Source organism: Micromonospora sp. NPDC053740 (assembly GCF_040677775.1).
Classification (GTDB): Bacteria; Actinomycetota; Actinomycetes; order Mycobacteriales; family Micromonosporaceae; genus Micromonospora; species Micromonospora alfalfae.
The window spans coordinates 92,539-116,200 of record NZ_JBFASO010000003.1 but is presented as its reverse complement, the minus strand read 5'-3'; the positions used below and the strand labels follow the sequence as shown (position 1 = coordinate 116,200).

Below are 23,662 nucleotides of genomic sequence, written 5' to 3'. Positions count from 1 at the left end.
ACGGCGGCGAGCGCTGCGGCCCGGCCCGCTGTGGTTCAGCGGCCCGGCGGCAGGGCGTAGCCGACGTAGCCGCGGAACTCCAGCCGCCAGCCGGCCGGGACGAGTTTGGCGCAGGCCGCCTTGTTGCCGGTGCAGACGATCGCGTCGACCGAGGAGGGGTCGGCCGGCGGTCGTTCCGGCAGCACCGACTGCAACGCCACCAGGTCCGGTGAACCGCCGTCGGGCTGCCGCAGCAGCAGCCACCACGGGTACTCCCAGTTGTCGTTCTGCTGCGCCAGCCCGATCCGCTGCGCACCGCTGTCCTGGACCGCGGTCGCCGCCCAGCGGAACTCGTCGGCCCACTGCGGGCGGCGCAGGAACCGGGTGTCCCAGTCCGAGGTGGTGAAGACCGAGCCGGAGCCGACCAGCCGGCGGGGGAAGCCGTACGACAGCGCGAGCACCCCGGCCAGCGCCGAGGTGGCCAGCACGGTGACGGCCGCCACGGTGGCAACCGTTCGACGCCCACCCGCGTGGTTGCGCAGGACAGCGTCCAGCCAGAGGCCGGCGAGGGGCACGGCGAGCACCACGGCGTAGAGCAGCAGCCGGTTGCCCCACGGCTGCCACTTGATCATCGCGGTGTGCAGCAGCACGGCGGTCAGCACCACCACGGCGTACGCCCGCAGCGACCCGGCCCGCTCGGGGGCGATCCGCCGTGGTCGGGCGAGCGCGATCACCGCACCGATCACCGCCAACGCCCCGGCCAGCGGAAACGCCACCCGGTCCTCGTCCGGATACCAGGCTGGCTCCGGGAACAGTTCTCGCCCGAAGGTGATCGCGCGGTCCTGCGGGTCGACCCCGATCGCCTCGGCGCCACTGATGATCAACTCAGCCCCGGCCCGACGCAGCGGCGCCAGCGGCGTGTCGAACGCGGTGTGCCCGATCCGCAGCGCGTTGACCACTGTCGACGCCGGGTCGTGCCGCTCCATGGGGATGGACTCGCGCAGCCGGGGCGGCCCCAGCGGGTGCCCGAACTCGGCGGTCACCCGGGCCAGGAACGGGCCGACCACCACGGCGGCGACCACCAGGATCAGCACCGAACCGCCGACAGTGCGGGCCAGCCCGCCGACCGGCCGGGACCGTCGAGCCGCGCCCCCCGCTGCCGGGTCGGTCGACGCGGCGTTCCCGCTCCGGGCCAGCCGCAACTGGGCCAGTCCCCAAAGCACCAGCAGCGGGCCCACAGCGATCAGGCCGCTGGTCTTTGTCACAGCGGTCAGCCCGGTGGCCGCCCCCAGCCCGAGCAGCGTGCCCCAGCCGGTCCGTCGACTCAGCCCGTCCAGCGTCACTGTCGCCGCGCAGGCCACCCACGCCGCGCAGATCAGGTCGGTCTGCGTGCTGGTCGCCTGGAGTACCACCATCGGCGTGGTCGCCAGAACGAACGCGGTGAGCAACTGGGCGCGCCGGCCGCCGCCGAGCTGTGCGGTGATCCGTGCGGCCACCAGAAGGCAGACCACCCCGGCCGCCCACTGCACAAGGTTGTACAGGTGATCCCCGCCGGTGAGCAGGCGCAGGTGCAGCAGCAGGTACTCGGCCCCGGGCGGGATGGTCACCTGCCGGTGGATCGCTGTGGGCCAGAAGTCCAGGTCGCCCTGGGCCACCCAGTGCTCCACCTTCGGCAGGTGGTACGTCTGCGAGTCGAAGTTGTTCGGCTCGGCCAGCAGCGCGACAAGCAACTCCACCAGGACCAGCCCGCCGACCGTGCCGGCGAGGAGCCGCTCACCCGGTCGGGCTGTACGCCACGCGTCGACAGCCACGGCACGAACGTCAGCGAACCCCCGACCAGCCCGGGTCGGCGCGGGGGCGGGTTCACTGCGTTCCGCGGCCGGGGCGGACACGTCGGGTCCGCCACCGGACGCCGCCGCGCCGACCGGCACCGGATGCTGTGCGGCGCTGACTGCCGGCGCAGCGCTGACCGGCACCGGTGCAGCGGCTGGTGGCGGCCCGAGGCGGGTCGCCCGTCGCCAGCGCAGACCGGCCACCACCGAGGCCGCGACCAGGAAGAGCAGCCAGGCGACGGTGAACGCGCCTCGGGTCAGCGCGTGTGTCGCGCCGAGCACCTCGACGACGAGCACCGCGTACGCCCCGGTGAGCAGGACGGCGCGCACCACGGCGAGCCGCAGCGGTGCCACCGCGCCAGCCTCGCGTGGCATCGCCGCGACGATGAGCAGGACCACCGCGGCGACGGGAATCACCGCGAGCAGGGAGCCGGCAGCCGACATGGCGGAAGTAAACACCATTGATCTGAGGCCGCCGCGCCGACTGCCCAGCGGTAGCGGTACGCGGTAAACAAACTAACCAGGCTAGGCTATGGCCGACGTGTTGCCGCCACCGTGGAGATCCCCGTGAAGCTCTCGATCCTCATGCCGGTCTACAACGAGGAAGAACGCATCGCGGATGCCCTCAAGCAGGCATTGGCGGTTGACTATCCCTGCGAGATCGAATTGGTAGTCGTCGACGACGGCAGCCGCGACGGCACCGGCGAGGTCCTCGGTCGCGCCGACGACGCACGCCTTCGGGTCATCACCCACCAGCGCAACGCCGGCAAGGGCGCCGCCATCAAGACGGCTGTCGACAGCGCGGAGGGTGACTACATGGTCATCCTCGACGCCGACCTGGAGTACGACCCGCAGGACATCCCCAAGCTGCTCGACCCGGTGCTCGACGGCCGGGCCACCGTGGTCTACGGCAATCGCACCTTCGGCAGCCACAGCGCCTACAGCTTCTGGTACGTGATGGGCAACAAGGGCGTCACGATGGCGGCCAACGTGCTGTTCAACTCGTACATCGGCGACCTGGAGACCTGCTTCAAGCTGATGCCGGTGGCGCTCTACCGGTCGCTTCAGGTGCGCTCGCGTGGCTTCGGCATGGAGGCCGAGGTGACCGGCAAGCTGCTGCGTCGCCGGATCCGGCCGTACGAGGTGCCGATCAGCTACCGGGCGCGCGGCCGGGAAGAGGGCAAGAAGATCACCTGGAAGGACGGCGTCGAGGCGATCTGGATCCTCGGGCGCGAGCGCGCTCGCCGCCGCCCTGCCGTCTCAGCCGCCAACTGACCCCAGGAACGCGCTGATCGACCGCCGCAGGCCGTCGGCGTCCAGCCCATGCCACCGGGCGTGGTCGGCCGGATCGCCGTACCGCCGCAGGTCGGTCTGACCCACCCCGAGGGCGAGCAGCCGGTGCGGTACGTCCGCCAGGGCCCGGCTGACCAGCGCGCTCGACGTTCCCGCCAGGTACGGCTCGACAAGCACCACGTCGGTGTTGGCGAGCGCCCGCAGCCCGGGCGTGTCGAGCGGCCGGGGCGTGTGGGTGTACGCCACCGTCACGTCAATTCCCTCTGTCGCCGCCAGCGTGGGGCCGAGCATCGGCCCGACAGCCACCACGAGGGGCGCGTTCGTCAGGCCCCGCCGGAGCACCCGTAGCCGGGTGGCGTCCGGGTACGCCTCGGCGTTGCGCTGCTCGCAGAGCCGCAGGTAGATCGGATCGTCAGTGGTCACGGCGTCGCGCAGCAGCGGCGCCACCTCGTCCGGGTGGCCGGGCACCCGGACCGTCCAGCCGTCACCGAGGGAGTCGAAGAGCGCCACGTCTCCGGGCGACTGGTGGGTGCGGCCCTCAGCCGACCCGTCGTACGACGCGCCGATGCTGACCAGGACAGCGCCCACGCCCTGGTGGTCCAGATCCAACTTGATCTGCTCGTACGCCCGGTCCACCAGGAACGTCGCGTACGAGTGCGCGATCGGACGCAGCCCGGTCAGGGCGAGCCCGCCGGCCACCCCGATCATCAGTTGCTCCCGGATCCCGACGTTGAGCACCCGGTCCGGGTGGCGGTGGCCGGCTGAGGCGAACTGGCTCGCCGAGATGTCGGCCAGCACCAGTGCGGTACGCGGATCCTCGTCGAGGAGCGCAGTGGTGGTGTCGATGAAGGCGGTACGCATGTCGGTCATCCCTTGCTCTCGATGCGGGCGACCACCAGGTGGGGGTGTCCTGGTCGGTGCCCGGTCAACGCCGCGTACAGGGCTTCGTGGTCCCGGCCGTCGATGGTGTCGGCGGTCCACCCGTTGACCGTGAACCGGCTGGCGATGCCACCGGCCCACCCGTGGCTGGCCGACTCGTTGTCGACCACCACCGCGGTGAGGCTGTCCAGACCTGTCGCTCCCGCGTACGCGATCGCCTCGTGGTTGGACCCCTCGTCCAGTTCGGCGTCGCCGAGCAGCACGTACACCCGGGCTTTGCGCAGTCCCTGGGCGCGCAGGCCGAGCGCGGTGCCGACGGCCAGCCCGAGCCCGTGCCCGAGGGAGCCGGAACCGATCTCGACCCCGGGCACCAGGAGCCGGTCCGGGTGGTGGCCGAGCCGGCTCTCCGGCCCGGCCAGGTCGTCGAGCCAGGCGTCCGGGATGAAGCCGTGCGCGGCGAGCACCGCGTAGTAGGCGGCCGGTCCGTGGCCCTTGGAGAGCAGGAACCGGTCCCGCTCCGGGTCGTCGGCGGTGTCGGGGGTGACCCGCAGCACCCGGTCGTAGAGCACCTGGAGCACGTCGACGGTGGAGTGCGCGCTCGGCGCGTGCTTCTCGTCGCCGGTCAGTCGTCGGATCAGCCCGGGCAGTCGGGCGCTGCTGTCGGTGGGCAGTGTGGTGGTCATGCCACTACTGTGTGAGTTGAAGTGGACTTCAACTCAAGGACCTTGTGATGCCGGATCTACTGACGATCGGTGAGCTGTCCGCCCGCTCCGGGGTGGCACCGTCGGCGCTGCGCTACTACGAGCGACTCGGGCTGATCCGCGCCGACCGCACCGGCGGCAACCAGCGCCGCTACGCCCGCGTCGAGCTGCGTCGGGTCGCCTTCATCCGGATCTCCCAGCAGGTCGGCGTCTCGCTCGACGAGATCCGGGAGGCACTCGACTCGCTCCCCGAGGCCCGCACCCCGAGCCCGCAGGACTGGGCGCGGCTGTCGGCGAGCTGGCGCAGCCGGCTGAACGAGCGGATCCGGCTGCTCACCAAGCTCCGCGACGACCTGGACGGCTGCATCGGCTGCGGCTGCCTGTCATTGCAGCGCTGCACGCTCAACAACCCGGAGGACACGCTGGCCGGCGAGGGCCCGGGCGCCCGGCTGGTGCTGCCCCGACCGACCGACGATCCGACGCTGGCAGGCTCGCTCAGCTGACTGCGGACCGTCCGCCCGGCGGGCTCGCTCAGCTGACTGCCGAGCGTCCGCCCGGCGGGCGGGTGAGCAGCACCTTGCCGAAGTGGTCGTTCGACTCGACGAGCCGGTGCGCCTGCGCCGCCTCGGTCATCGGCAGCCGCCGGTCCACGATCGGCCGGATCCGGCCCGCCTCGACCAACGGCCACACCTCGTCCCGTACGCCCTGGACGATCTCCGCCTTCTCGGCGAGCGGACGGGACCGTAGCGACGTCGCGGTGACACTCGCCCGCTTGGTCAGCAGCGCGCCGAGATCCAACTCGGCCTTGCGCCCACCCTGCATCCCGATCACCACGAGCCGACCGCCGGTGGCCAGCGCGGAGACGTTCCGCCCCAGGTAGGACCCACCCATGATGTCGAGAATGACGTCCACACCGCGCCCGTCGGTGACCCGCCGGACCTCCTCGACGAAATCCTGCTCCCGATAGTCGATCAGGTGTGCCGCGCCAAGCTCACGCAGCCGATCGTGCTTGGTCTCCCGCGCGGTGGTCAGCACTGTCACGCCGAGGGCCGCCCCGAACTGCACGGCGAAGGTGCCGATCCCGCTGCCGCCGCCGTGCACCAGCAGCGTGTCGCCCGCGCCCAGCCGCGCCACCCGGATCAGGTTCGACCAGACAGTGCAGGCCACCTCGGGCAGTGCCGCCGCGTCGACCGGGTCGCACGCCGGCACCGGCAGCAACTGCCCGGCGGGGACCGCCACCCGCTCCGCGTACCCGCCGCCGGCCAGCAGCGCGCAGACCTGCTGCCCGACCGCCCACCCGGCGACCTCCGCGCCAACCTCCGTGATCACCCCAGAGCATTCCAACCCTGGGTACGCTGGCGCGCCCGGCGGCGGCGGGTAGTGCCCCTGCCGTTGCAGCAGGTCAGCGCGGTTGACCCCGGTTGCCCGCACGTCCACGATCACCTCGTTGGGGCCCGGCTCCGGATCGGGCACCTCGGCCCAGACCAGCGCGTCGGGTCCACCGGGCTGCGGAATCGTGATGGCTCGCATGGGCCCAGTCTTCCCGATCTCACCGGGTGCCGCAGGCGCACCCTCCAGCCCACTGTGGACCGAGTAGACGGCCTGGCCGGCGCACCGGGGAGGGACGCCGGGCCGTCCGAAGCGAGCCGTGGCAGACTATGCGTGGCCGTACGCCCACGGGTGGCGGCCCAGGAGGGTTCGCCTAGTGGCCGATGGCGCTGGTCTTGAAAACCGGTAAGGCAGCGATGTCTTCGTGGGTTCGAATCCCACACCCTCCGCCATTCTTGATCCACTCGACTTCCCGGGAGTCGGGGTGTCCGGGGCTTCGGGATACCCCGATTTCACCGAACCCGAGTGGATCATCTGAGTCGAGGCCCGGCCGCTGCCAGCCGCCGGGTTCGACGGGGCGAGACGTATATCCACGACCGAGGCGCTCGGCAGGCGGCGCGGCGAGCAGGGTCCGCGCCGAGGCGATCCAGTTGGAGAGCCGGATCGCGGTGCCAGACCTGTAGGGGTACCTCCTGTCGCTGGGTACGCTGCGTACCCTTTGCGCCTGTCGTTGTTGCCTAGCGTCTTCTCACGATTGCAGTAGGTGTGCCGCGTCGCCCGGTTAGGGGCGATGGCTGCCGCCCCTGAGACGGGAGGGCATCGCGATGATGTGGCCGTTCAACCTGCTATGTCGCCAAGCTAGGCGACTGGCGGTCTCTGCACCGGAAGGTGCCGTCGGTCCGGCGATTCAACAGGCAGAGCAGGAAGCCGCCCGAGCCCGGTTGCTGGCTCAAGCCCGCCGCCGATCCACCGAATATCTCAACGCCGGTGTTGGCCGGTGATGGGCGAGGTCCCCACCACCACCGCGGCGGCCGTGAGAGCCCGATCGGCGCAGGGCCAACGGGCAGTTGGTGTCTTGGCGAGCCGCCTCGCCGACCAACACATCCCGCGACGGCCCGAGTGGACCTGCCGTACCTGCGAGCAGGACACTCCATGGCCCTGCGGTCCGGCCCGAGTACGCCTGTGCGAGGCGTACGGCCGGGACCGGATCGGGTTGTCCATGTACTTGGGCAGTCTGCACGCGGTGGTGGTCACGGAGCTGCCCGCCGTCGCCGCTGGCGAACTGTTCGAGCGGTTCGTTGGGTGGGCGCGTTGATCAGCCCGGTCACTCCGGTGAAGTCGCTGGCTGGTCGTTCGTCGCGGATCGCCTGGTCCACGTCTCGTAGCTGAGCAGCGCGGCGAGGAACGCGGTGAGCAGGCCGAGAGCGGCCAGGCCGGGCAGGTAGCGGCCGACGGGGAGCAGCAGCAGCGCCGCAGTAGGGGCGACGAACTCCCCCGGCCGGACGCACCGGACGCTGAGACTCAGGAACGCCGCCCGGCCCGCGAGGAACAGGGCGGTCCCGCCGAACAACGCGACGGCGGGCATCCAGTCCGAGATGCCGTGGGACTCCTCGTGTGCCAGGCCGGCCAGCACCTGCTCGACTCCCAGTGCCACGTAGATGGTCCCGGCGAGTACCGGGAAGTGGGCAACGCTGTAGGCGTCGGCACCAACGTGGGCCCGCCGCAGCCCGGACTCCGTCGTCAGCGCGTGCCTGGAGGTTGCCGCGCTCGCCGAGTAGAGCCAGTACAGGCACACAGTGACAGCCAGTGTGAGGAGCGCGGCCAGCAGGATCGGTCCACGGATCCGCTCAATCCCAACGCCGGCGGCAACCGAGATCAGGGATTCTCCGAGCGCAATGATCACCACGAGGCTGTGCCGCTCGGCGAAGTGGCTTGGACTTCGCACCGGCCACCCGCTCAGCATCGAGGACACCACCCCGCCGCCCATGTCGATGGTGAGGGCCAGCGCCCAGAGCAGGATCTGTGCGGTGCCGCCGAACACTGCACCGAGGACGAGTGGAATCCAGGACAGTGCGGTGGAGAGGGCGTAGAGGCGAATTGTCCGGCGCAGCTGCCGGTCGCCTGTCTCCACCCAGCGGAAGAGAACCAGATCGACCACTCGAAGCACGACGTAGGCCAGCACCAGGATCAGCCGGGACTGCGCAGTACCTGGTCCGGTCCTCCAGGCGTCGGGAATGACGAGAGCGATGAGGAAGACTGCCGCCATCGCGACGGTGACGCCGGCACGGATCAACCCGACATCGATCCGGACGTGGTTGCCCAGCCAGGAGTAGACCAGCCAGGAGATCCAGAGCAGCAGGAGTACGAGGAATCCCTGCACCAGAGACACCGGCGCGGGCCGCTGGCTCATGAACGTGGTGACCCGGATGAGCCCGAAGACGAACACGAGATCGAAGAAGATCTCGAACAGAATGGGGCGGTGTGTCTCGGGGGTCGCCATCGGTCGTGCCCCGAAAGTCCGGCCCATCAGGTCATCTTGACTGCCTACGGCGAAGCGGTCCGGTGCCCCGCGTCCCGGTCACTCCGGCGGGTCGGTGGCCCGCCGCTCCCGGCGGATCGTCTCGTCGGCCAGTCGCTCGACGGCGCGTCGGCGTTCGTCGGCGATGGCTCGCCCGTCCCGGCGGCGGAACGCGGTGAGGACGGCTACCGCGAAGTCCCGCCAGATGCCGGCCACGATGTCCCCCTGCGGAACTTTGCCCGAACTCAAACGTAGCTCCGCGAAACCACAGTCGGTCAGCGCGCGCTTCCGGTCGTCCAGAGGGCCGTGGCGGGGTAAGAAGGGGCTGGTATCTCCGCACATCGGAAGGACGCGTCCCCATGACCCTGGAACGACCGATCGCCCCGGACCCGTACGAGCTGCTGCCGACGGTGCCGTCGTTCACACTGACGAGTGACGACGTGCAGAACGGCGAGCCGATGGACGCCCGGCACGCGCATGGCAGCACCGGGGGCGACAACGTCTCGCCGCAGCTGACCTGGTCGGATTTCCCCGCCGAGACGAAGAGCTTCACGGTGACCTGTTACGACCCGGACGCACCGACCGGCAGCGGTTTCTGGCACTGGGTGCTGGTGAACGTGCCGGTCAGCGTCACCCAGTTGCCCACCGGGGCTGGCGGCGCGGCGGGCAGCGACCTCGGCGGGGCGTTCTCGGTCCGCAACGACTATGGCGAGCAGGGTTACGGCGGGGCCGCGCCGCCGCCCGGCGACCGCCCACACCGGTACGTCTTCGCCGTGCACGCCCTGGACGTCGACCGCCTGGACCTGACCCCGGACGCCAGCCCTGCCTACGTCGGCTTCAACCTGACGTTCCACACAGTGGCAAGAGCGGTAATCCGCCCGACGTACCAGATCAAGGACTAACCCGGACCTCTCAGCTCCCGCGATCTTGCACTTACTGTCCCGACATTCCTGACATACCAGGGCATAACGACGACAGGAAGTGCAAGATCGCCGGGGCGGGGCGGGGCGGGGTCAGGCTGGGACGCGGGCTACGGCGAAGACGGACTGGCCGAAGGGCGGGAGGACCAGCTGCTCGGCGGCCTTGGTGGCGGGCAGGACCAGGGTGTCGTACACCTTGACCATGGGGCCCTCCTTCGGCATCAGCCGGAAGACCTTGGTGGCCATGAAGTAGCCGATGAGCCCGAGCGCGTTGGCGTAGTGCATCTTCTCGATGGTCAGGCCGGCCTCGGTCATCGCCGCCCCGAGCGTCTTCTTCGTGTAGCGGCGGACGTGCCCGGTGGCGATGTCGGCGGGGCCCATCGCGAACTGGAACGCGGGCACGATGATGATCACGGCGCCGCCGGGTCGGACCAGGTCGCGCATGCTCTGAAGCGCGCCCACGTGGTCCTCGATGTGCTCCAGGACGTTGTACGAGACGGCCGCGCTGTAGTCGCCCCGGCCGTTGTGCGGCAGCAGCATCTGCCGGACGTCGATGTTCGGACGGTCGGCGAGGCGCTCCTTGAGCTGCACCAGCCGGTCCGGGTCGGCCTCGGTCGCGGTGAACCGCGGCAGCCGCTCGGACCATTCCAGCGCGTAGTCACCGAGGCCGCTGCCGATCTCGATCGGGTCGTCGCCGAGGTACGGCACGGCCAGTTCGATGAACCAGCGCCGGTGGTTGACAGCGGTTGCCAGGCCTTCCAGCACCTCGGACTGCACGCGCTGATCCCCAGTGATTTCTGCCATGCGTCGATTCCTCACGATATGAACTCGACCCGAGCCTGGACCGACAGAGTGAATCATCCGCTGAGACGGCGAAAGAATCGAGGCATCGGGGTGGCCGAATTGTGGTCGGGGGGTGGGTTCGTGATCGGCGGTCGGCGAACCCGGCACATAGTACGGCAGTACCCCGAAACATGTCACGGCGGTGCCATAGGCTGACTACCCTATGAATTGTCATGACTACTCCTGAACCGGACGTGCCCAGCGACAGTGGCGGCCCGGCCGCCGCGTCGTCGGCGGAGGGGGCCTCCGGCGCTGTTCGGCCTTCCCGCAGGGGGATGTGGGCCGATCTGGCCGCCGTGCTGAGCTTCGTGCTGCTCGGCTTCTGGGTCACCTGTCGACTCTGGCTGGACCCGGGCAGCGATGTGCGGGACAACCAGTCCGATCAGTCGCAGTTCGAATGGATGATGGCTCACGGTACGCGAGTCGTCACGCACTTTGCGTACCCGTTCCATTCCAATCAGATGAACGTCCCCGACGGCGTCAATCTGATGGCCAATACGTCCGTATTATCCATTTCATTGCCAATGACGCCGATCACAGTGCTGTTTGGGCCGCGGGCGTCATTTCTGATCTTTCTCACCGCCGGCATGATTGCCACAGCCACGGCCTGGTATTTCCTGCTCTCCCGGGTCCTGATCGGCAGTCGGGGGCCGGCGTGGCTGGGCGCCGGCTTCTGCGCGTTCGCGCCGGCCATGGTGTCGCACGCCAATGGGCACCCGAACATCGTGTCGCAGTTCGTCGTCCCGTTGATCATTTGGCGCACGCTGCGACTCGCTGAACCGGGCCGCTGGCTGCGCAACGGGGTCCTCCTCGCGCTGGTCATCGTCTGGCAGGCGTTCCTCAACCTGGAGATCCTGCTGATGACCGCGATCGGGCTCGGCGTGATCGTCGGGGTGCTCGCCCTCAGCCGCGCGGATCTACGGTCGAGGGCCCGATCCTTTCTCGCCGGGCTGGCCGTCGCCGCCGGGGTCGCCGGGCTCCTGCTCGCGTACCCCCTGTACGTCCAGTTCTTCGGACCTGGCGCGTACTCCGGGCTGTCCCGCCTGATCCGCGGCTACTCCAGCGACGTGGCCTCGTTCGTCGCGTACTCCCGGGAATCGTTGGCCGGTAGCGCGCGCACCGCCGCGGGCCTGGCCAAGAACCCGACCGAGGAGAACAGCTTCTTCGGTTGGGCGCTGGTGGTGCTGGTGATCGCAGTGGTCTGGTGGCTGCGCCGCTCGATCGTGGTGCTCGCGTTGGCCGCGCTCGGGTTGCTCTTCGCGGTGCTCTCGCTGGGTCGGGAGGTCCGCTTCGACAATCGGGGTACGGGTGTGCCGGGCCCGTGGGCGGCGCTGGAGAACCTGCCCATCCTGCACTCGGTGGTGCCGACACGCTGGGCGTTGGCGATCACCCCGATCATCGGGCTGCTGCTCGCCTACGCTGCCGAACGGGCCCGCGAGTTGGCCGAAGCGCACCCGGCCGCTCGGGGGCAGGTCCGCTTCGTCACCGCCACCGTGCTCACGATGGCCCTGTTGCCGATCCTCCCCACCCCGCTGCCCGTGGCCCACCTCGACCCGGTCCCCAGCTTCGTGACCAGTGGGGCGTGGCGGCCGTACGTGGCCGGTGGGCGCAGTGTGGTGACCCTGCCGTTGCCGGACACCACCTACGCCGAGCCGCTGCGCTGGTCTGCGTCGACCCGGCTGGACATGCCGCTGGCCCGTGGTTACTTCCTCGGGCCGGACACCCGCCCGAACGCCGATCCGCCGAAGGTCGCGTTGTTCGGTGCGACTCCTCGACCCACAAGCAGCTTCTTCGCCACCATCAGGCGCACCGGGGCGGTGCCGCCGATCACCCCGCAGAGCCGGGTCCGAGCGGTCGACGACCTGCGCTACTGGCGGGCCGGGGTGGTCATCCTCGGGCCACACGAGCACGAGGAAGCGCTGCGCCGGGGCATGACGGAGCTGACCGGGATCCAACCGGTCTTCACCGGCGGCGTGTGGGTGTGGGATGTCCGGTCGTTCACCGACTGAGCGAGCAGTGCCGCCCAGCCTGGCCCAGGGCCTGTTTCATAAGAACTGGCCGGCCTGCGGCGGGCCCGGACAACGACCGGCGGCGTTGCGGTTTCGTCCGGATACGACACCGGTATCCGGACGGAACCGCGCCTTGCCGGATCGCCGCCCGGACTCCGCCTCGGCTCGACCGCCCTTATGAGACATGCCCTAGCGGACGCAGCAGCCCTGGCAGACCTTCGGGCGGGGGAGGGTGAAGGCGAGGCAGCAGGTGCGGCGCTGCACTGTCGGCTCACCGGTCGGCCCCGGCACCAACTCGATCAGGTCGGCCAGGTCGAGTGCGCCGAGCAGTGTGTCGATGCTCTGCACAGTGGAGCCGGGCAGGGCGTCCGCAGCCCGCAGGATGCCGTGCGCGATGCCGGAGGCGACAGAGCCGAGCAGCGTCCGGGTGCCCACCCGGACCTCGGACTGGATCGCCGTGATGAGCGGGGCCAGGTGGGCGTCGAGCAGGGACGCGCGTAGCGCGGCCAGCAGTTCCGCCTCGTCGGCGACGACCCGCACCTCCGGCAGGCCGGCCAGCGCCAGCGGGTCGTTCGGCAGCACCGCCACCGTGGTGCCCCGGCGCATGCCCATTGTGAGCAGCTGCCGATGGTCCTCGAAGTGGATCAGCAGGTCGGCCGGATCGAGCAGCGGCACCCGTCGGGCGGAGGCCCAGCCGAGCACCACCGGCAGCGCGGCCCAGTAGCTGTAGGACTTCCAGGCCAGCGCCGCGCAGGCGTGCGGGGTGCCGCCCCAGCGGACGGCGGCGCCGTTCAGCAACTCCGGCAGTCGGCTGCCGTCGATCAGGGTGGTGGCGGGCGCCCAGCCGAACTCGTCGTCGACCAGCAGGCCCCGGGCGAGGCCGGGGAGGTCGTCGGTGCCGAACATGGCCCGGAGCGCCGCGGTGACGGGGGCGAGCGGCGTGGTGGCGGCCTCCCGCCGTGGCATCACCGCTGTCACCCGAATCGTCCCCTGTCTGTGTGACCGAGGAGTGCGCCCCGGCGGACGAACCAGTGCCGTCCTGAGCTAAGGCTAGCCTAACCAGGCCCGCGGCCGTAAGGGAAGGCTCACCTTGGTCACATCTCGGAGGCCCAGGTCACCCCGTGTTCGACGGGAGTAGCGCTTCGCGTACTACCCGGAGTCAGTGCTGGGAAACGCCGCCGCACAATCGATGGCCGTCGGTGAATTGTCAAGCGGTGTGTCGAAAACATGCCACTTGCGTGTGTGCTCGCGCACGGAACGTGAAACTTATAGCCCCGGCCACGAGGAAGCTGATGACTACCTCACCCCTCGAACGGGCTGCCGACTCCTTCGCGGCCGAACTTGCCCGGCAACGGACCATGCGCGGGCTGTCCAAGAAGCAACTGGCCGTCCTGATGGGGTTCGACCCGTCCTACGTGAGTCACGTCGAGGGGCGCCGGCACCGCCCAACCGAGGACTTCGCCCGCCGCGCGGAGGCCGTCCTGGAGGCGAGCGGCGCGATCTGGCAGCGTTTCCGGGAGTACGACGACCTACGGCACGCCCGGGCGGGTCAGCCGCACCGCGAGCCGTACCTGCCGGGCCAGTGGCTGCCACCCGGCACCGGCCTGGTCGTGGAACGGGAACTGGCCACCCTCACCCACGCCGACGACGGCTACCGGTGCGTCATCCACCGTGAGCTGTACAACGCCGGCACAGAGCCGGTCACCCGCTACCTGGTCCGGGTCGCCGTCGACCGCTACCCGAACGACCCCGGCCGCTCCAACCGGCACCATCGGGAGCACCCCCTCACCTTCGCCGAGCTGCAGATACAGGCCCGTCGAGACGACGGCGGCGGGGACCCGGAGCCGATGCACTGGCGAGCCAAGCACGATCGGGACGCGTTCAAGGAGATCTGGCTGCTCTTCGAGAACGGGGAGCGACGCTTCCCCCTCTACCCGGGCGACCGGGCCACCATCGAGTACGCGTACAGCGTCGGGCACGAGAAGTGGGGCCCCTGGTTCCAGCGAGCCGTCCGACTGCCCACCCGGCAGCTCGCCGTACGCCTGGACCTGCCCGTGGCCCTCGACCCGCAGGTCTGGGGCGTGGAGACCTCGCTCAGCGCGGAGGAGGGCCCGCTGCGGACGGCGCCGCAGCGTCACGACGAGGGCGAACGGGTGATCTACGACTGGCAGACCGACGACCCCCCGTTGAACGCCCGCTACCGGATGCAGTGGCGGTTCCGTGCCCGACCGGACACCGAACCGGACATCGGCCCCGGCGGCGTCCGGGTCCGACCCAGCGACCGGATGCGCGGCCTCGGCATCGTGCAACGCGGGGACGACCTGCTCCGCCAGCGGGCCCGCCCATTCGACCTGCCCGGGGAGGAACACGTCGCCCGGGACGTCGTCGACCGGCTCACCATGGCCCTGGCCCGGCTCGACGAGCTGCACCCGTTCAGCAAGGGGGTGGGCGTCGCCGCCCCGCAGTTCGGCATCGGCCGGGCGGCGGCCGTGGTGCGGCCCCCCGACCGGTCGGCGGATCCGGTCGTCCTGCTCAACCCCCGGGTGGTCGACGCCGACCCGGAGACCGACGAGCAGTACGAGGGCTGCCTGTCCTTCTTCGACCACCGGGGTCTGGTGCCCCGGCCGCTGCGACTGGACGTGGAACACGCCCAGTGGGACGGCAGCCGGATCATCACGTCGTTCGAATTCGGCATGGCCCGGCTGGTCGCACACGAGATCGACCACCTGGAGGGCCGGCTGTACGTCGACCGAATGGCACCCGGCGTGCCACTGGTGCCGGTGGAGGAGTACCGCGAGACCGGGCGCCCCTGGCGCTACTGACCAGGAAGGGCCGGGGCGCGTGCCCCAGGGGGCAGGGGCACGCGCCCCGGTGTGGGGGGAGGAACGTCTAGAGGTCACCGAAGGTGTCGTAACGGATGTGCGGCGGCGGCACATCGTCCGCAGCGAGCACCCGCAGGGTGGACCGGACCATCCGGGCGGCACCGGAGACGAAGCAGTCGTGCGTGGTCCACGGGCCGTACCGGGCCACGACCTCCGGGATCTCGCCCTGCTCGCCGTCGAAGTCCGGATCCTCGCTGCACGCGGCGGTGACCGACAACCACGGGTGTACGGCCACCAACTCCTGCAACCCGTCCAGGCCGTACAGGTCGGCCGCCTGCCGGGCACCGTAGAAGACGTGCACCCACCGGGTCCGGTTGAAGGTGGCCAGCTCCTCCACCAGCGCCTTGATCGGCGCCAGTCCGACGCCGCCGGCCACGCAGAGGATGTCCCGTTCCGAGGCGCGGTCCAGGGTCATCGACCCCATCGGCGCCGCCAGTCGGAGCAGGTCACCCGGCCGCACCCGCCGCACCAGGGCACCGGACACCCAGCCGGCCCCCGGAGACCGCACGTGGAACTCCAGCACGTTGTCGTCGTTCGGGGCGTTCGCCACCGAGTAGTTGCGCCACACCCGGGGGTGGAAGCGCGGCACCTCCAGGCTCACGTACTGCCCCGCCTGCCAGCGCAGCGGATGCTGCAACGCCCGGCAGGTCAGCACGGCGGTGTCCGGGCCGTACCGCTCGTGGGTCAGCACCTCGGCGTGCCAGAACGGCGGGTCGTCGTCGGAGGCCGCGCCGGCCACCATCAGGGCGGCGATCGCCGCGTACGCCTCCCGCCACGCCTGGTCGTACTCCAGGTTCCAGCCGTCGCCGGCGGTGCTGCGCAGCGCGTCCAGCAGCGCGACGCCCATCGTGGCGTAGTGCCCCTCGTCGACGTGGTACTTGCGATGGTCGCGGCCCAGCGCCCGGAGGAACTCGTCGAAGCTCTCCGGGTCGTCGACAGTGTGGATCGCCGTGATGATCGCTTCGAGTAGGCGGTCGCCCTGGCCGGTCATCTGTACCGGGAAGAGTTGCCGCAGGGCGGGGTCGAGCAGGAACAGCCGAGCGTAGAAGTGACCGCTCAGCCGGACCCGGTCGTCCTCAACCAGGGTCCAGCTTTCCTTCAGCAACCGCGCGAGGTTGTCCACTGACGCTCCTTCTCCAGACGGCAACGGATCGGGCGCCCATAGAATCTCCACGGAGCGTGTCGACTGGTCGCACAGAATGTGCGATCGGCTCATGGTGGCCGGTCGGCCATGCCGCCGGTGCCGTACGTCGGGCAGAGTGGTGCGGTGACAGTTGAGCTGACCCGCCCGGTGTCCCGCCGACTGCTGGGCACCGAGACGCTGCTGGTCCTCGGCCTGTCCCTCGGCCAGTCCGCGATATACGCGGTGGTCTCGATCATCGCGAAGTTGACCGCCGACGGTCCGCTCTCCAAGCAGACCGCCTCGCTGAACACCTCGGCGTCGGCCCGCCCCTGGCTGGACCTCACGTACCAACTGCTCGGCATCGTGTTCGCGCTGCTGCCGGTGCTGCTCGCCGTACACCTGCTCAGCCGTGACCCCGGCGACCCGGCGCGGACCCTCGGCCTGGACGCCCGGCGGCCCGGTCAGGACGTGGCGCGCGGCGCCGGCCTGGCGGCGCTCATCGGCCTACCCGGGCTGGCGCTGTTCTGGGTGGCGGCCCACCTGGGCCTCAACGCCACGCTGGTGCCAGCCGCGCTGCCGGACGTCTGGTGGACGGTTCCGGTGCTGATCCTCGCCGCCGTGCAGAACGCCGTGCTGGAAGAGGTGATCGTGGTCGGTTACCTGGTCACCCGGCTGCGTCAGCTCCAGTGGCGGCTGGCTGCGATCATCGCGGCCAGTGCGCTGCTGCGCGGCTCGTACCACCTCTACCAGGGCTTCGGCGCGTTCGTCGGCAACGCGATCATGGGCGTCGTGTTCAGCCTCTTCTACCTGCGCACCCGGCGGGTGATGCCGCTGATCATCGCGCACACGGTGCTCGACGTGTTCGCCTTCGTCGGCTACGCGCTGCTGCCCCGGGAGTGGTTCGACTGGCTCTGACCCGTCAGCGCCGGTCAGGTCGGTAGACCGCCACCGTTCGGGCCGCGAGCCGGTCGGCCGCCGCCGCGTCACCCAACGCCGCTGCGAGCACCGCCGCACCCGGCAGCAATCGGGCCACCAGCCGCAACGCCACCCAACCACCGGCCTGCGCCGTGAGCGGCGCGGCCAACCGCCAAGCCGCCTCCGCCGCCCGCGGCCACGCCCCCTCGACCGGGTCACCAGCCGTCTCGGCGGCGGCCAGAGCCGCCGCCGCGCTCGCCCGATCCGGGTGCACCTGGGTCAGCACCAGCAGGTCGACGGCCCGGTCGGGATGCGTCGGATCCTTGCCGTACGCCGCGGCCAGGTGCAGCACCAGCTCCGAGTGCGTCCACAGCACCGCCACCAACTCGGCCAGCGGCGCGAAGAAGCCAGCCAGCGCGGCGGCCGCCCCACCCGCACCCGCCGAGCGGACGAACCGCCGGGCCGCCAACCGGGCCAGGCCGTCCGCCGAGGCGTCCGGATACCGGTCGCGCAACCCAGCGGCCCACCCGGCCGCGCCGGGCCCGAACGTCCGCACCGCAGCCAGAGCCAACAGCTCCGGTGCGAAGCCAGGGTGGTCGAGCACGCGCGCGGCGACCGCGCGCAGCTCCGATTCCGGGGTACGCCCCAGAGCCGGCTCAGCCTGTCGCACGGCGGGTGCTGCCGGTGCCAGCTGGGGCTCGGCGGGTGCCGTCTGCTGCTCGGATGGTGCCGCCTGCTGTGCGTGCACGGGTTCGGGGGTGGGCTCTGTCGGCGTGGTGCTCCTGCGTGGGGTGACCGCGCGTTTGGTGGTCTTCGCGGCGCGCTTGCGCGGCGCCGGCGTGGTCGGGGTCACCTCTGCGGGCGTCTCGGCTGCCGTCCGAGGGGCAGCCTTGCGAACGGGGGCGGTCCGGGCCTTCGGCGGTGTCCGCGCGACGCCTGTTGCGGGGGCTGCTGCGACGCCTGTTGCGGGGCCTGCTTGATCGCCGTCCGGCTGTTGCGGCTGTTCCGCGCCCGCCTCGGTGGTCAGCTCGGTCGGTGCGCGCCGAGGCTGTCGAGGCAGGGGGCTGTCCGGTTCCGGAGGCTGAAAGAGCACCGGCGGGGCGGCCTTGGCCCGTCGAGGACGCTGGCCCGCCGGCGCGGCTGAACGCGGTGCCGGCGTCTCAGCCGGCTCCACCGTTTCGGTGGGCTCCTCGGCCACCGTCGGCGGCCGGAAGGTGGCCCGTGGGGAGCGCTGACGTGCTCGTTCAGCAGGCTCTCGACGGGTCGACTCGCTGGGCGGCTGCTCCTGCATATCGATGGAGCGTAGTCCCGATCACGCCGGCGCACAGCGTGGAAACACGGAGGGTGGACGGGTCGCGGTGGGCGTACCCCGGAAGTCGTTTTGCTCCCGGTGGGTGGCGACCTGTATCCTCGGGCGCGGTGGTCTGAGGATCACCAGGGAGACTTCGCCTAGTCTGGTCTATGGCGCCGCACTGCTAATGCGGTTGGGGTCTTAAAGCCCCTCCCGGGTTCGAATCCCGGAGTCTCCGCGCGAAAGCCGGGTGTGTAGACTGGCTGAGCACAAGCGCCCGTAGCTCAATGGATAGAGCATCTGACTACGGATCAGAAGGTTAGGGGTTCGAGTCCCTTCGGGCGCACCACTTGAGCAGGGAATATAGCCAATCGGCTATATTCCCTGTTTTCGTATGGGTCACGTGTGGGGCACGGTTGTGACACACGTTTGCGCAGGTCAGAGGCCCCTTTTTGGCGGTCGCGCCCCTCGATGGGCTTCCCCGACGGCCGAGCAGCCACGGAGCAGCCTAGTCTCACTAGCTGGGATTCCTGAGTGCGAAAATGGGACGCCAGAAGCGTGGGTTCGCTCGTTTCCACAGGTAGCGGCCTCGCCTTGGTTCGGCGCTGGTGGAGGCCCTGCGGCTAAAAGCATCTCATTATGCGTCATATGCTTTCGCATAAAAGGGGTTTCCCCGAGACGATGTGGCTAGCGCCCGCGGTCGCAACCACGAACGGTGGCCGTGCTGGTTGGCACGCCGTCCAGCCTGCCGATCGGGCGGCCGACGCGACGGCCCGGCCGCGGCGGTGGCAGAACTTGTTGGGTGCGGCAGTTGAGTGGTCAGGAGGTCGGCAGTTGCCGCGGATCATTCGCCGGGAAGCCGGCTGACCGATTCGACGAGAGCGGGCCACGGGTCGCGCCTGCCTCCCTCTGCGGGAACACGATGCCGGCGATCACCCGACCGACCTAGATCAACTTGAACATCCTCGACCCGCCCTTTGAAGAGCGCAAGCGGCCTTGGCGAAAGAGTGCGTGCAAACGTGATCATGCCTCGGTAGGCCCGAGGCGACGCGAGCACGACGAGGCCAACGCCCGGCGAACGGCGGCAACCTCGCTGGGTTCGGTTGCTCGCTCGTCGAGAGTTGGCCTGGTCGTGCTCGCCTGCGTCTCGTCAGCGGTGTTGCGTTTATGCAGGTATCAGTTGGGCTTTGCCGTGCGGTAGGTGCGGCGCCGCGTTGCTTTGCGCCGTTGCTTGACCTTGCGCTGCCGGCAGGCCTTCATTCTGTTGTTGTTCGGTTCTTGGCGTGGTGTGGTCTTCGCCGTCTCCTCCTGGTGGTCGGTGTCGCGGGTGAGTTCGATTTGCCGCTTGATCTCCGCGCCCGGCTTACTAGCTGCGATGAGGTAGGTGGCGGTGGCGTCAGCTGCCTCGCGGGCTGCCGGCGGGAGGACGGTGGTGTAGGTGTCGGCGGTGAGGCGGATGTTGGAGTGTCCGAGTTGGTGTTGGATGGTTTTGATGTCCACGCCGGCGGACTGGGCGAGGGAGGCGGCGCCGTGCCGCAGGTCGTGCAGGCGGATCGGTGGGAGTCCGGCGCGGTCGACCAGCAGGCGTAGGCGTTGGGTGAGGTAGCCGGGGTGCAGGGGCAGTCCGTCGGGGCTGGTGAACACGTAGCCGCTGTTGTGGCACACCATGCCCGTGCCGAGGCGCCTGGTCCGGCGCTCCTGTTGCCGCAGGCGATGCTGCCTCAGCACTCGCATGGTGTGCGTGTCGAGCGCGAGTTCGCGGCGGCTGGCCTTGGACTTGGGTGGGCCCTCGTGCACGTCGTACCCGGCGGTGGTGCGTTGCCGGACCACGGACAATTGCCCCTCGTGCAGGTCGACGTCGGCCCATCGGAGTCCGGCGGCCTCACCGCGTCGCAGTCCGAGTAGAGCCAACAGCCACCACAGCGGGTAGAGGGTGTCGTCGCGGACGTAGTCCAGGAAGCTGGCGAGCTGCGCCGTCGTCCAGACCGCGACCGTCGGCCGTTCGCCGGTGGCCTTCCATTCGGCGATGCGGGCTTCGGTCCACGGCTGGGGTTGGGGGCGCTCCCGCGGAGGTAGCTCCATTCTCGCGGCCGGGTTGTCCTCGATGAGGCCCTCTCGGTACGCGCCGGTCAGGGCCGCCCGCAGTGTGGCGTGGATGTGCTGCAAGGTGCAGGCTGTGTGCGCCTGTTTGGCCCGGTTACGCATGAGGGCGATCTGCGCGAACGCGGCGTTGAGCTGCCGCGGGTTCAGCTCTCCGAGGATCAGATGGCCGATGTGGGGGATCAGGAAGTTTTCGATGTCGCGCGTGTAGTGCATCTTCGTCGTGGGTCGAATGCGCTTGCGGTTCGCGAGCCAGTAGCGCAGCCATCGGGTGACGGTCCACGACTTGCCTGCCTGTTCCTCTCGCGACAAGGCCAGCAGCTCGTCACGTGCCCGGCGGGCCGCTTCCTCGGACGCGTAGCCACCCCGCCGGACGCGTTCGACCTGGCCTAACAGGTTCCGTGTCGAGCAGTGGAAGTACCAGCTCCCATGATCGGGCTGTGACAGTTTCGGGCACGTCTTGCCCAGCGGGCGGTTGGTCTCGGGGTGCAGGCAACCGCACCGCTTCGCAGTCACACCGTGGCTTTTCATGGCATTTATCCCTTCGGTAATGTCTCACACTTATTGACGATTGAGCACCCCCTCAGCATCTGATTGCGGTGAACATTGAGGACCCGTGCCGATAGTTTTGGTAGTGGAAACAGTTCTACCGGAATCGGATTGGGGTTCGGGGGCCGGGCCGCGGTCTAGGTCAAGCGAGCGCTGGTCGTGTCGCGAGGACATCTCGGCAAGGCCGGACGGGGTGACTGCCAGTAGGCCTGCACACGGCAGTGGGCGGGCCTGTGGCAACTCCGTCATGGTGCGGTCCCTGCGGCGTTTAGACCTTGACGGTGGGTACCCGCCAACCTGCTGATTCGTCCTTGAGGTGGTGACGTCGCCAGCGTCAACCCCGCCCGGCTACGGCGTCCCGGAACCCCTGTCGGTCTACGCCAGTGCAACGGGCATGGTGTGTGCGGTGCGTGCTGAGGCTGCCGCCGCATGGGCGACGAGGACGGCGTGTAGTCCGGCCTCCAGGCAGGCACCTTCGTTGCCTTGACCTAGCAGCGCTGCCTGGAATGCGCGGTGTTCGCCAAGCAGTGGGTCCGCCGGCTGCAGCGCGAAGTGGATGATGTCGCCGGGAGCTACGCCCCGGTAGGCCGTATGGTCAGCCGCGGGTGCGGAGGCGCCGTTGCTGCACCATGTCAGTGATGCGGCGATGGTGTCAGCGATGAGGCTGCCATGTTCCCCGGTCACGGTGATGATGCGTTCGGGTGCCGGGGTCAGCCAGTTGACGCGGTGCTGGGCAATGGTGCCGTCGGCGAGCTGGGCGATCGCGGCGAGGAGGTCCTCGTGGGGGCGGCCGCTGCGGTGCGCGGTGCGGGCGGTGATCGAGGTGTATCGCTGGCCGGTCAGGTCGGCGGTCAGGTCGATGTCGTGGGTGGCCAGGTCGTGGATGACGCCGACGTCGGCGATCCGGGCGGGGTAGGTGCCGGTGCGGCGGGTGCTGATGTCGAAGACGTCGCCGAGTAGGCCGTTCTGCAGTCGGATGCGGAGTACGGTGATCGCCGGGTTGAACCGTTCGGTGTATCCAACCGCGGCCGGCAGTCCGGCTGTTCGGTAGGCGTCGACCAGGCGGCGGGCTGATTCCGGGTCGGGGGCCAGGGGCTTCTCGATGAGCGTCGGGACGTCGGCGGCGGCGAGACGCAGACCGAGCTCGGTGTGCCGTGAGGTGGGTGTTGCCAGGACGGCGTAGTCGATGCCGTGTCGCAGCATGTCGTCGAGGTCGGTGAACAGGGCGATGCCGTCGGCGATGCGGTGGGGGTCACCGGCTGGGTCGACGGCGGCGACCAGGTCGACGCCGTCGAGCGCGCGCAGTGCTCGGGCGTGGTGCCTGCCCATGTGCCCGAGTCCGACGAGGCCGGCGCGTAGCGGTCGGCTGGTCATGCCGCCAGCTGCTCTCGGCGGGCGTGTCGGAGAACGGCGGTGACGATCCGGTCAAGGTCGCCGCGGGCGAGCCCGGGATGCACGGGCAGCGAGAGTACCTGGGCGGCGGCGGTATCGGTGTGGGGCAGGTGAACGGCGGTGCGGTAGGCCGGGCTGCGGTGCAGCGGGACCGGGTAGTGCACGGAGCAGCCGACCCGGTCCTCGATTAGGGCCTGGGCGAAGGCGTCGCGGTCGTCGTCGACGCGGATCGTGTACTGGTGGTACACGTGCCCGGCGCCGACGCCGGTGGTTGGTGGGGATATGCCGGCGACATCGGCCAGTGCGGCGTCGAGGTGCGCGGCGTGGGCCCGGCGGGCCGCGGTGCGGGCGGGGAGCTTGCGCAGTTGGGTGCGGCCGATCGCGGCGAAGACGTCGTTGAGGCGCCCGTTCGTGCCGACGATCTCGTGGCAGTAGCGGGTTTCCATGCCGACGTTGCGTAGTAGCCGCAGCGTGCGGGCCAGGCCCGGATCGGCGGTGGTGATCATTCCGCCTTCGACGGACTGCATGTTCTTGGTGGGGTAGAAGCTGAACGCCGCGGCGGTGCCGAATGTGCCGACGGGGCGTGTGTGCAGGGTCGCGGCGTGGGCTTGGGCGGCGTCCTCGATCAGCGCGATTCCGTGCCGTTTGGCCAGCGTGAGCAGGGCACCGAGGTCGGCGGGGTGGCCGAACAGGTGCACCGGGATTATCGCTGCGGTGCGGCTGGTGACGGCGTCGGCGGCCGCGGTGGGGTCGAGGCAGAACGAGACCGGGTCGATGTCGGCGAAGACGGGTGTCGCACCGGTGAGGCGGACCGCCGCGGCGGTGGCGGCGAAGGTGAACGCCGGGATGATGACCTCGTCGCCGGGGCCGATGCCCAGGCCGAGCAGTGGCAGCCACAGGGCGGTGGTGCCGGAGTTGACGGCGATGCAGTGCCGGCCGTCGACGAGGTCGGAGAACTCGTCCTCGAACGCGGCAACTTCGCGGCCTTGGACCAGTGCTCCGGAGCGCAGTACCCGGACGGCTGCGGTGATGTCGTCCTCGTCGAGGTGAGGGCTGGCCACCGGGATCACGTCGATCATGGGGGTGTCCTTTCCTGCCGGGCGCCGC

20 protein-coding genes and 3 tRNA genes are annotated in these 23,662 nt (G+C 70.1%); 10 read left to right on the top strand and 13 right to left on the bottom strand.

All coding sequences use genetic code 11. From position 1 onward, the window contains the following. Positions 1-35 precede the first annotated feature (35 nt). Positions 36-2,255: a glycosyltransferase family 39 protein gene (locus AB0K35_RS09330; RefSeq protein ID WP_363884651.1), complete on the bottom strand. Its 2,220-nt coding sequence runs from the start codon at positions 2,253-2,255 to the stop codon at positions 36-38. A 123-nt stretch (positions 2,256-2,378) separates the two neighbouring features. On the opposite strand from AB0K35_RS09330, the gene AB0K35_RS09325 reads away from it, so the two are divergent. After that, positions 2,379-3,086, top strand: coding sequence for a glycosyltransferase family 2 protein (locus tag AB0K35_RS09325; RefSeq protein WP_238669965.1), 708 nt, complete (start codon positions 2,379-2,381; stop codon positions 3,084-3,086). On the opposite strand, the gene AB0K35_RS09320 is transcribed toward AB0K35_RS09325, so the two are convergent. Together AB0K35_RS09320 and AB0K35_RS09315 are read right to left on the bottom strand one after the other, a co-directional pair. Next, positions 3,072-3,965 (bottom strand): transketolase, encoded by an 894-nt coding sequence (locus tag AB0K35_RS09320; RefSeq protein WP_363884649.1) that lies wholly within the window; start codon positions 3,963-3,965, stop codon positions 3,072-3,074. The two genes, AB0K35_RS09325 and AB0K35_RS09320, sit on opposite strands and share 15 nt — an antisense overlap. 5 nt (positions 3,966-3,970) lie before the next feature. Then, on the bottom strand, positions 3,971-4,666 hold the full coding sequence (locus tag AB0K35_RS09315) for a transketolase (RefSeq protein ID WP_238669963.1): 696 nt from the start codon (positions 4,664-4,666) through the stop codon (positions 3,971-3,973). A 47-nt stretch (positions 4,667-4,713) separates the two neighbouring features. On the opposite strand from AB0K35_RS09315, the gene soxR reads away from it, so the two are divergent. Then, positions 4,714-5,187 (top strand): redox-sensitive transcriptional activator SoxR, encoded by a 474-nt coding sequence (gene soxR, locus AB0K35_RS09310; protein WP_238669962.1) that lies wholly within the window; start codon positions 4,714-4,716, stop codon positions 5,185-5,187. A gap of 28 nt (positions 5,188-5,215) precedes the next feature. Here the strand turns inward: soxR and AB0K35_RS09305 are convergent, their stop codons facing one another. Then, positions 5,216-6,214, bottom strand: coding sequence for an NAD(P)H-quinone oxidoreductase (locus AB0K35_RS09305; RefSeq protein ID WP_363884646.1), 999 nt, complete (start codon positions 6,212-6,214; stop codon positions 5,216-5,218). A 161-nt stretch (positions 6,215-6,375) separates the two neighbouring features. Between AB0K35_RS09305 and AB0K35_RS09300 the strand changes: the two genes are divergently transcribed. Together AB0K35_RS09300 and AB0K35_RS09295 are read left to right on the top strand one after the other, a co-directional pair. Further along, a tRNA-Ser gene (locus AB0K35_RS09300) sits at positions 6,376-6,465 on the top strand. A gap of 623 nt (positions 6,466-7,088) precedes the next feature. Then, the gene (locus AB0K35_RS09295) at positions 7,089-7,328 is read left to right on the top strand and encodes a hypothetical protein (protein WP_238669960.1); all 240 of its coding nucleotides are present in this window, start codon (positions 7,089-7,091) and stop codon (positions 7,326-7,328) included. Between the two features lie 9 nt (positions 7,329-7,337). Here the strand turns inward: AB0K35_RS09295 and AB0K35_RS09290 are convergent, their stop codons facing one another. Both AB0K35_RS09290 and AB0K35_RS09285 read right to left on the bottom strand, forming a co-directional pair. Next, a complete protein-coding gene (locus AB0K35_RS09290; protein WP_363884644.1) occupies positions 7,338-8,513 on the bottom strand; it encodes a low temperature requirement protein A in 1,176 nt (391 codons plus the stop codon). Positions 8,514-8,591: 78 nt separating this feature from the next. Continuing rightward, the gene (locus AB0K35_RS09285; protein WP_363884642.1) at positions 8,592-8,780 is read right to left on the bottom strand and encodes a hypothetical protein; all 189 of its coding nucleotides are present in this window, start codon (positions 8,778-8,780) and stop codon (positions 8,592-8,594) included. Between the two features lie 110 nt (positions 8,781-8,890). Between AB0K35_RS09285 and AB0K35_RS09280 the strand changes: the two genes are divergently transcribed. After that, positions 8,891-9,433 (top strand): YbhB/YbcL family Raf kinase inhibitor-like protein, encoded by a 543-nt coding sequence (locus tag AB0K35_RS09280; RefSeq protein ID WP_238669957.1) that lies wholly within the window; start codon positions 8,891-8,893, stop codon positions 9,431-9,433. A gap of 111 nt (positions 9,434-9,544) precedes the next feature. On the opposite strand, the gene AB0K35_RS09275 is transcribed toward AB0K35_RS09280, so the two are convergent. After that, positions 9,545-10,255: a class I SAM-dependent methyltransferase gene (locus AB0K35_RS09275; protein ID WP_238668913.1), complete on the bottom strand. Its 711-nt coding sequence runs from the start codon at positions 10,253-10,255 to the stop codon at positions 9,545-9,547. Between the two features lie 314 nt (positions 10,256-10,569). Between AB0K35_RS09275 and AB0K35_RS09270 the strand changes: the two genes are divergently transcribed. Further along, on the top strand, positions 10,570-12,303 hold the full coding sequence (locus tag AB0K35_RS09270; RefSeq protein WP_363885255.1) for a hypothetical protein: 1,734 nt from the start codon (positions 10,570-10,572) through the stop codon (positions 12,301-12,303). A 189-nt stretch (positions 12,304-12,492) separates the two neighbouring features. On the opposite strand, the gene AB0K35_RS09265 is transcribed toward AB0K35_RS09270, so the two are convergent. Beyond that, positions 12,493-13,269, bottom strand: coding sequence for a hypothetical protein (locus AB0K35_RS09265; protein ID WP_363885253.1), 777 nt, complete (start codon positions 13,267-13,269; stop codon positions 12,493-12,495). A gap of 326 nt (positions 13,270-13,595) precedes the next feature. Between AB0K35_RS09265 and AB0K35_RS09260 the strand changes: the two genes are divergently transcribed. Then, positions 13,596-15,125, top strand: coding sequence for a peptide deformylase (locus tag AB0K35_RS09260; RefSeq protein ID WP_363884639.1), 1,530 nt, complete (start codon positions 13,596-13,598; stop codon positions 15,123-15,125). A 67-nt stretch (positions 15,126-15,192) separates the two neighbouring features. On the opposite strand, the gene AB0K35_RS09255 is transcribed toward AB0K35_RS09260, so the two are convergent. Further along, complete coding sequence (locus tag AB0K35_RS09255; RefSeq protein WP_238668915.1) at positions 15,193-16,308, bottom strand: globin domain-containing protein; 1,116 nt, start codon at positions 16,306-16,308, stop codon at positions 15,193-15,195. Positions 16,309-16,452: 144 nt separating this feature from the next. On the opposite strand from AB0K35_RS09255, the gene AB0K35_RS09250 reads away from it, so the two are divergent. Then, positions 16,453-17,223, top strand: coding sequence for a CPBP family intramembrane glutamic endopeptidase (locus AB0K35_RS09250; RefSeq protein WP_357268260.1), 771 nt, complete (start codon positions 16,453-16,455; stop codon positions 17,221-17,223). Positions 17,224-17,227: 4 nt separating this feature from the next. On the opposite strand, the gene AB0K35_RS09245 is transcribed toward AB0K35_RS09250, so the two are convergent. After that, complete coding sequence (locus tag AB0K35_RS09245; protein ID WP_363884636.1) at positions 17,228-18,076, bottom strand: hypothetical protein; 849 nt, start codon at positions 18,074-18,076, stop codon at positions 17,228-17,230. Positions 18,077-18,661: 585 nt separating this feature from the next. Between AB0K35_RS09245 and AB0K35_RS09240 the strand changes: the two genes are divergently transcribed. Next, positions 18,662-18,752, top strand: a tRNA-Ser gene (locus AB0K35_RS09240). A gap of 35 nt (positions 18,753-18,787) precedes the next feature. Then, positions 18,788-18,863 (top strand) — tRNA-Arg (locus AB0K35_RS09235). Positions 18,864-19,690: 827 nt separating this feature from the next. Here the strand turns inward: AB0K35_RS09235 and AB0K35_RS09230 are convergent. The 3 genes from AB0K35_RS09230 to AB0K35_RS09220 all read right to left on the bottom strand — a co-directional run bounded on the left by AB0K35_RS09230 (position 19,691) and on the right by AB0K35_RS09220 (position 23,634). After that, a complete protein-coding gene (locus tag AB0K35_RS09230) occupies positions 19,691-20,926 on the bottom strand; it encodes a tyrosine-type recombinase/integrase (protein WP_363884634.1) in 1,236 nt (411 codons plus the stop codon). Positions 20,927-21,538: 612 nt separating this feature from the next. Beyond that, complete coding sequence (locus AB0K35_RS09225; protein ID WP_363884632.1) at positions 21,539-22,537, bottom strand: Gfo/Idh/MocA family oxidoreductase; 999 nt, start codon at positions 22,535-22,537, stop codon at positions 21,539-21,541. Then, entirely contained in the window at positions 22,534-23,634 is a 1,101-nt protein-coding gene (locus tag AB0K35_RS09220; protein WP_363884630.1) for a DegT/DnrJ/EryC1/StrS family aminotransferase, read from the bottom strand. Before AB0K35_RS09220 ends, AB0K35_RS09225 begins: the two co-directional genes overlap by 4 nt. Between the last annotated feature and the right edge of the window lie 28 nt (positions 23,635-23,662).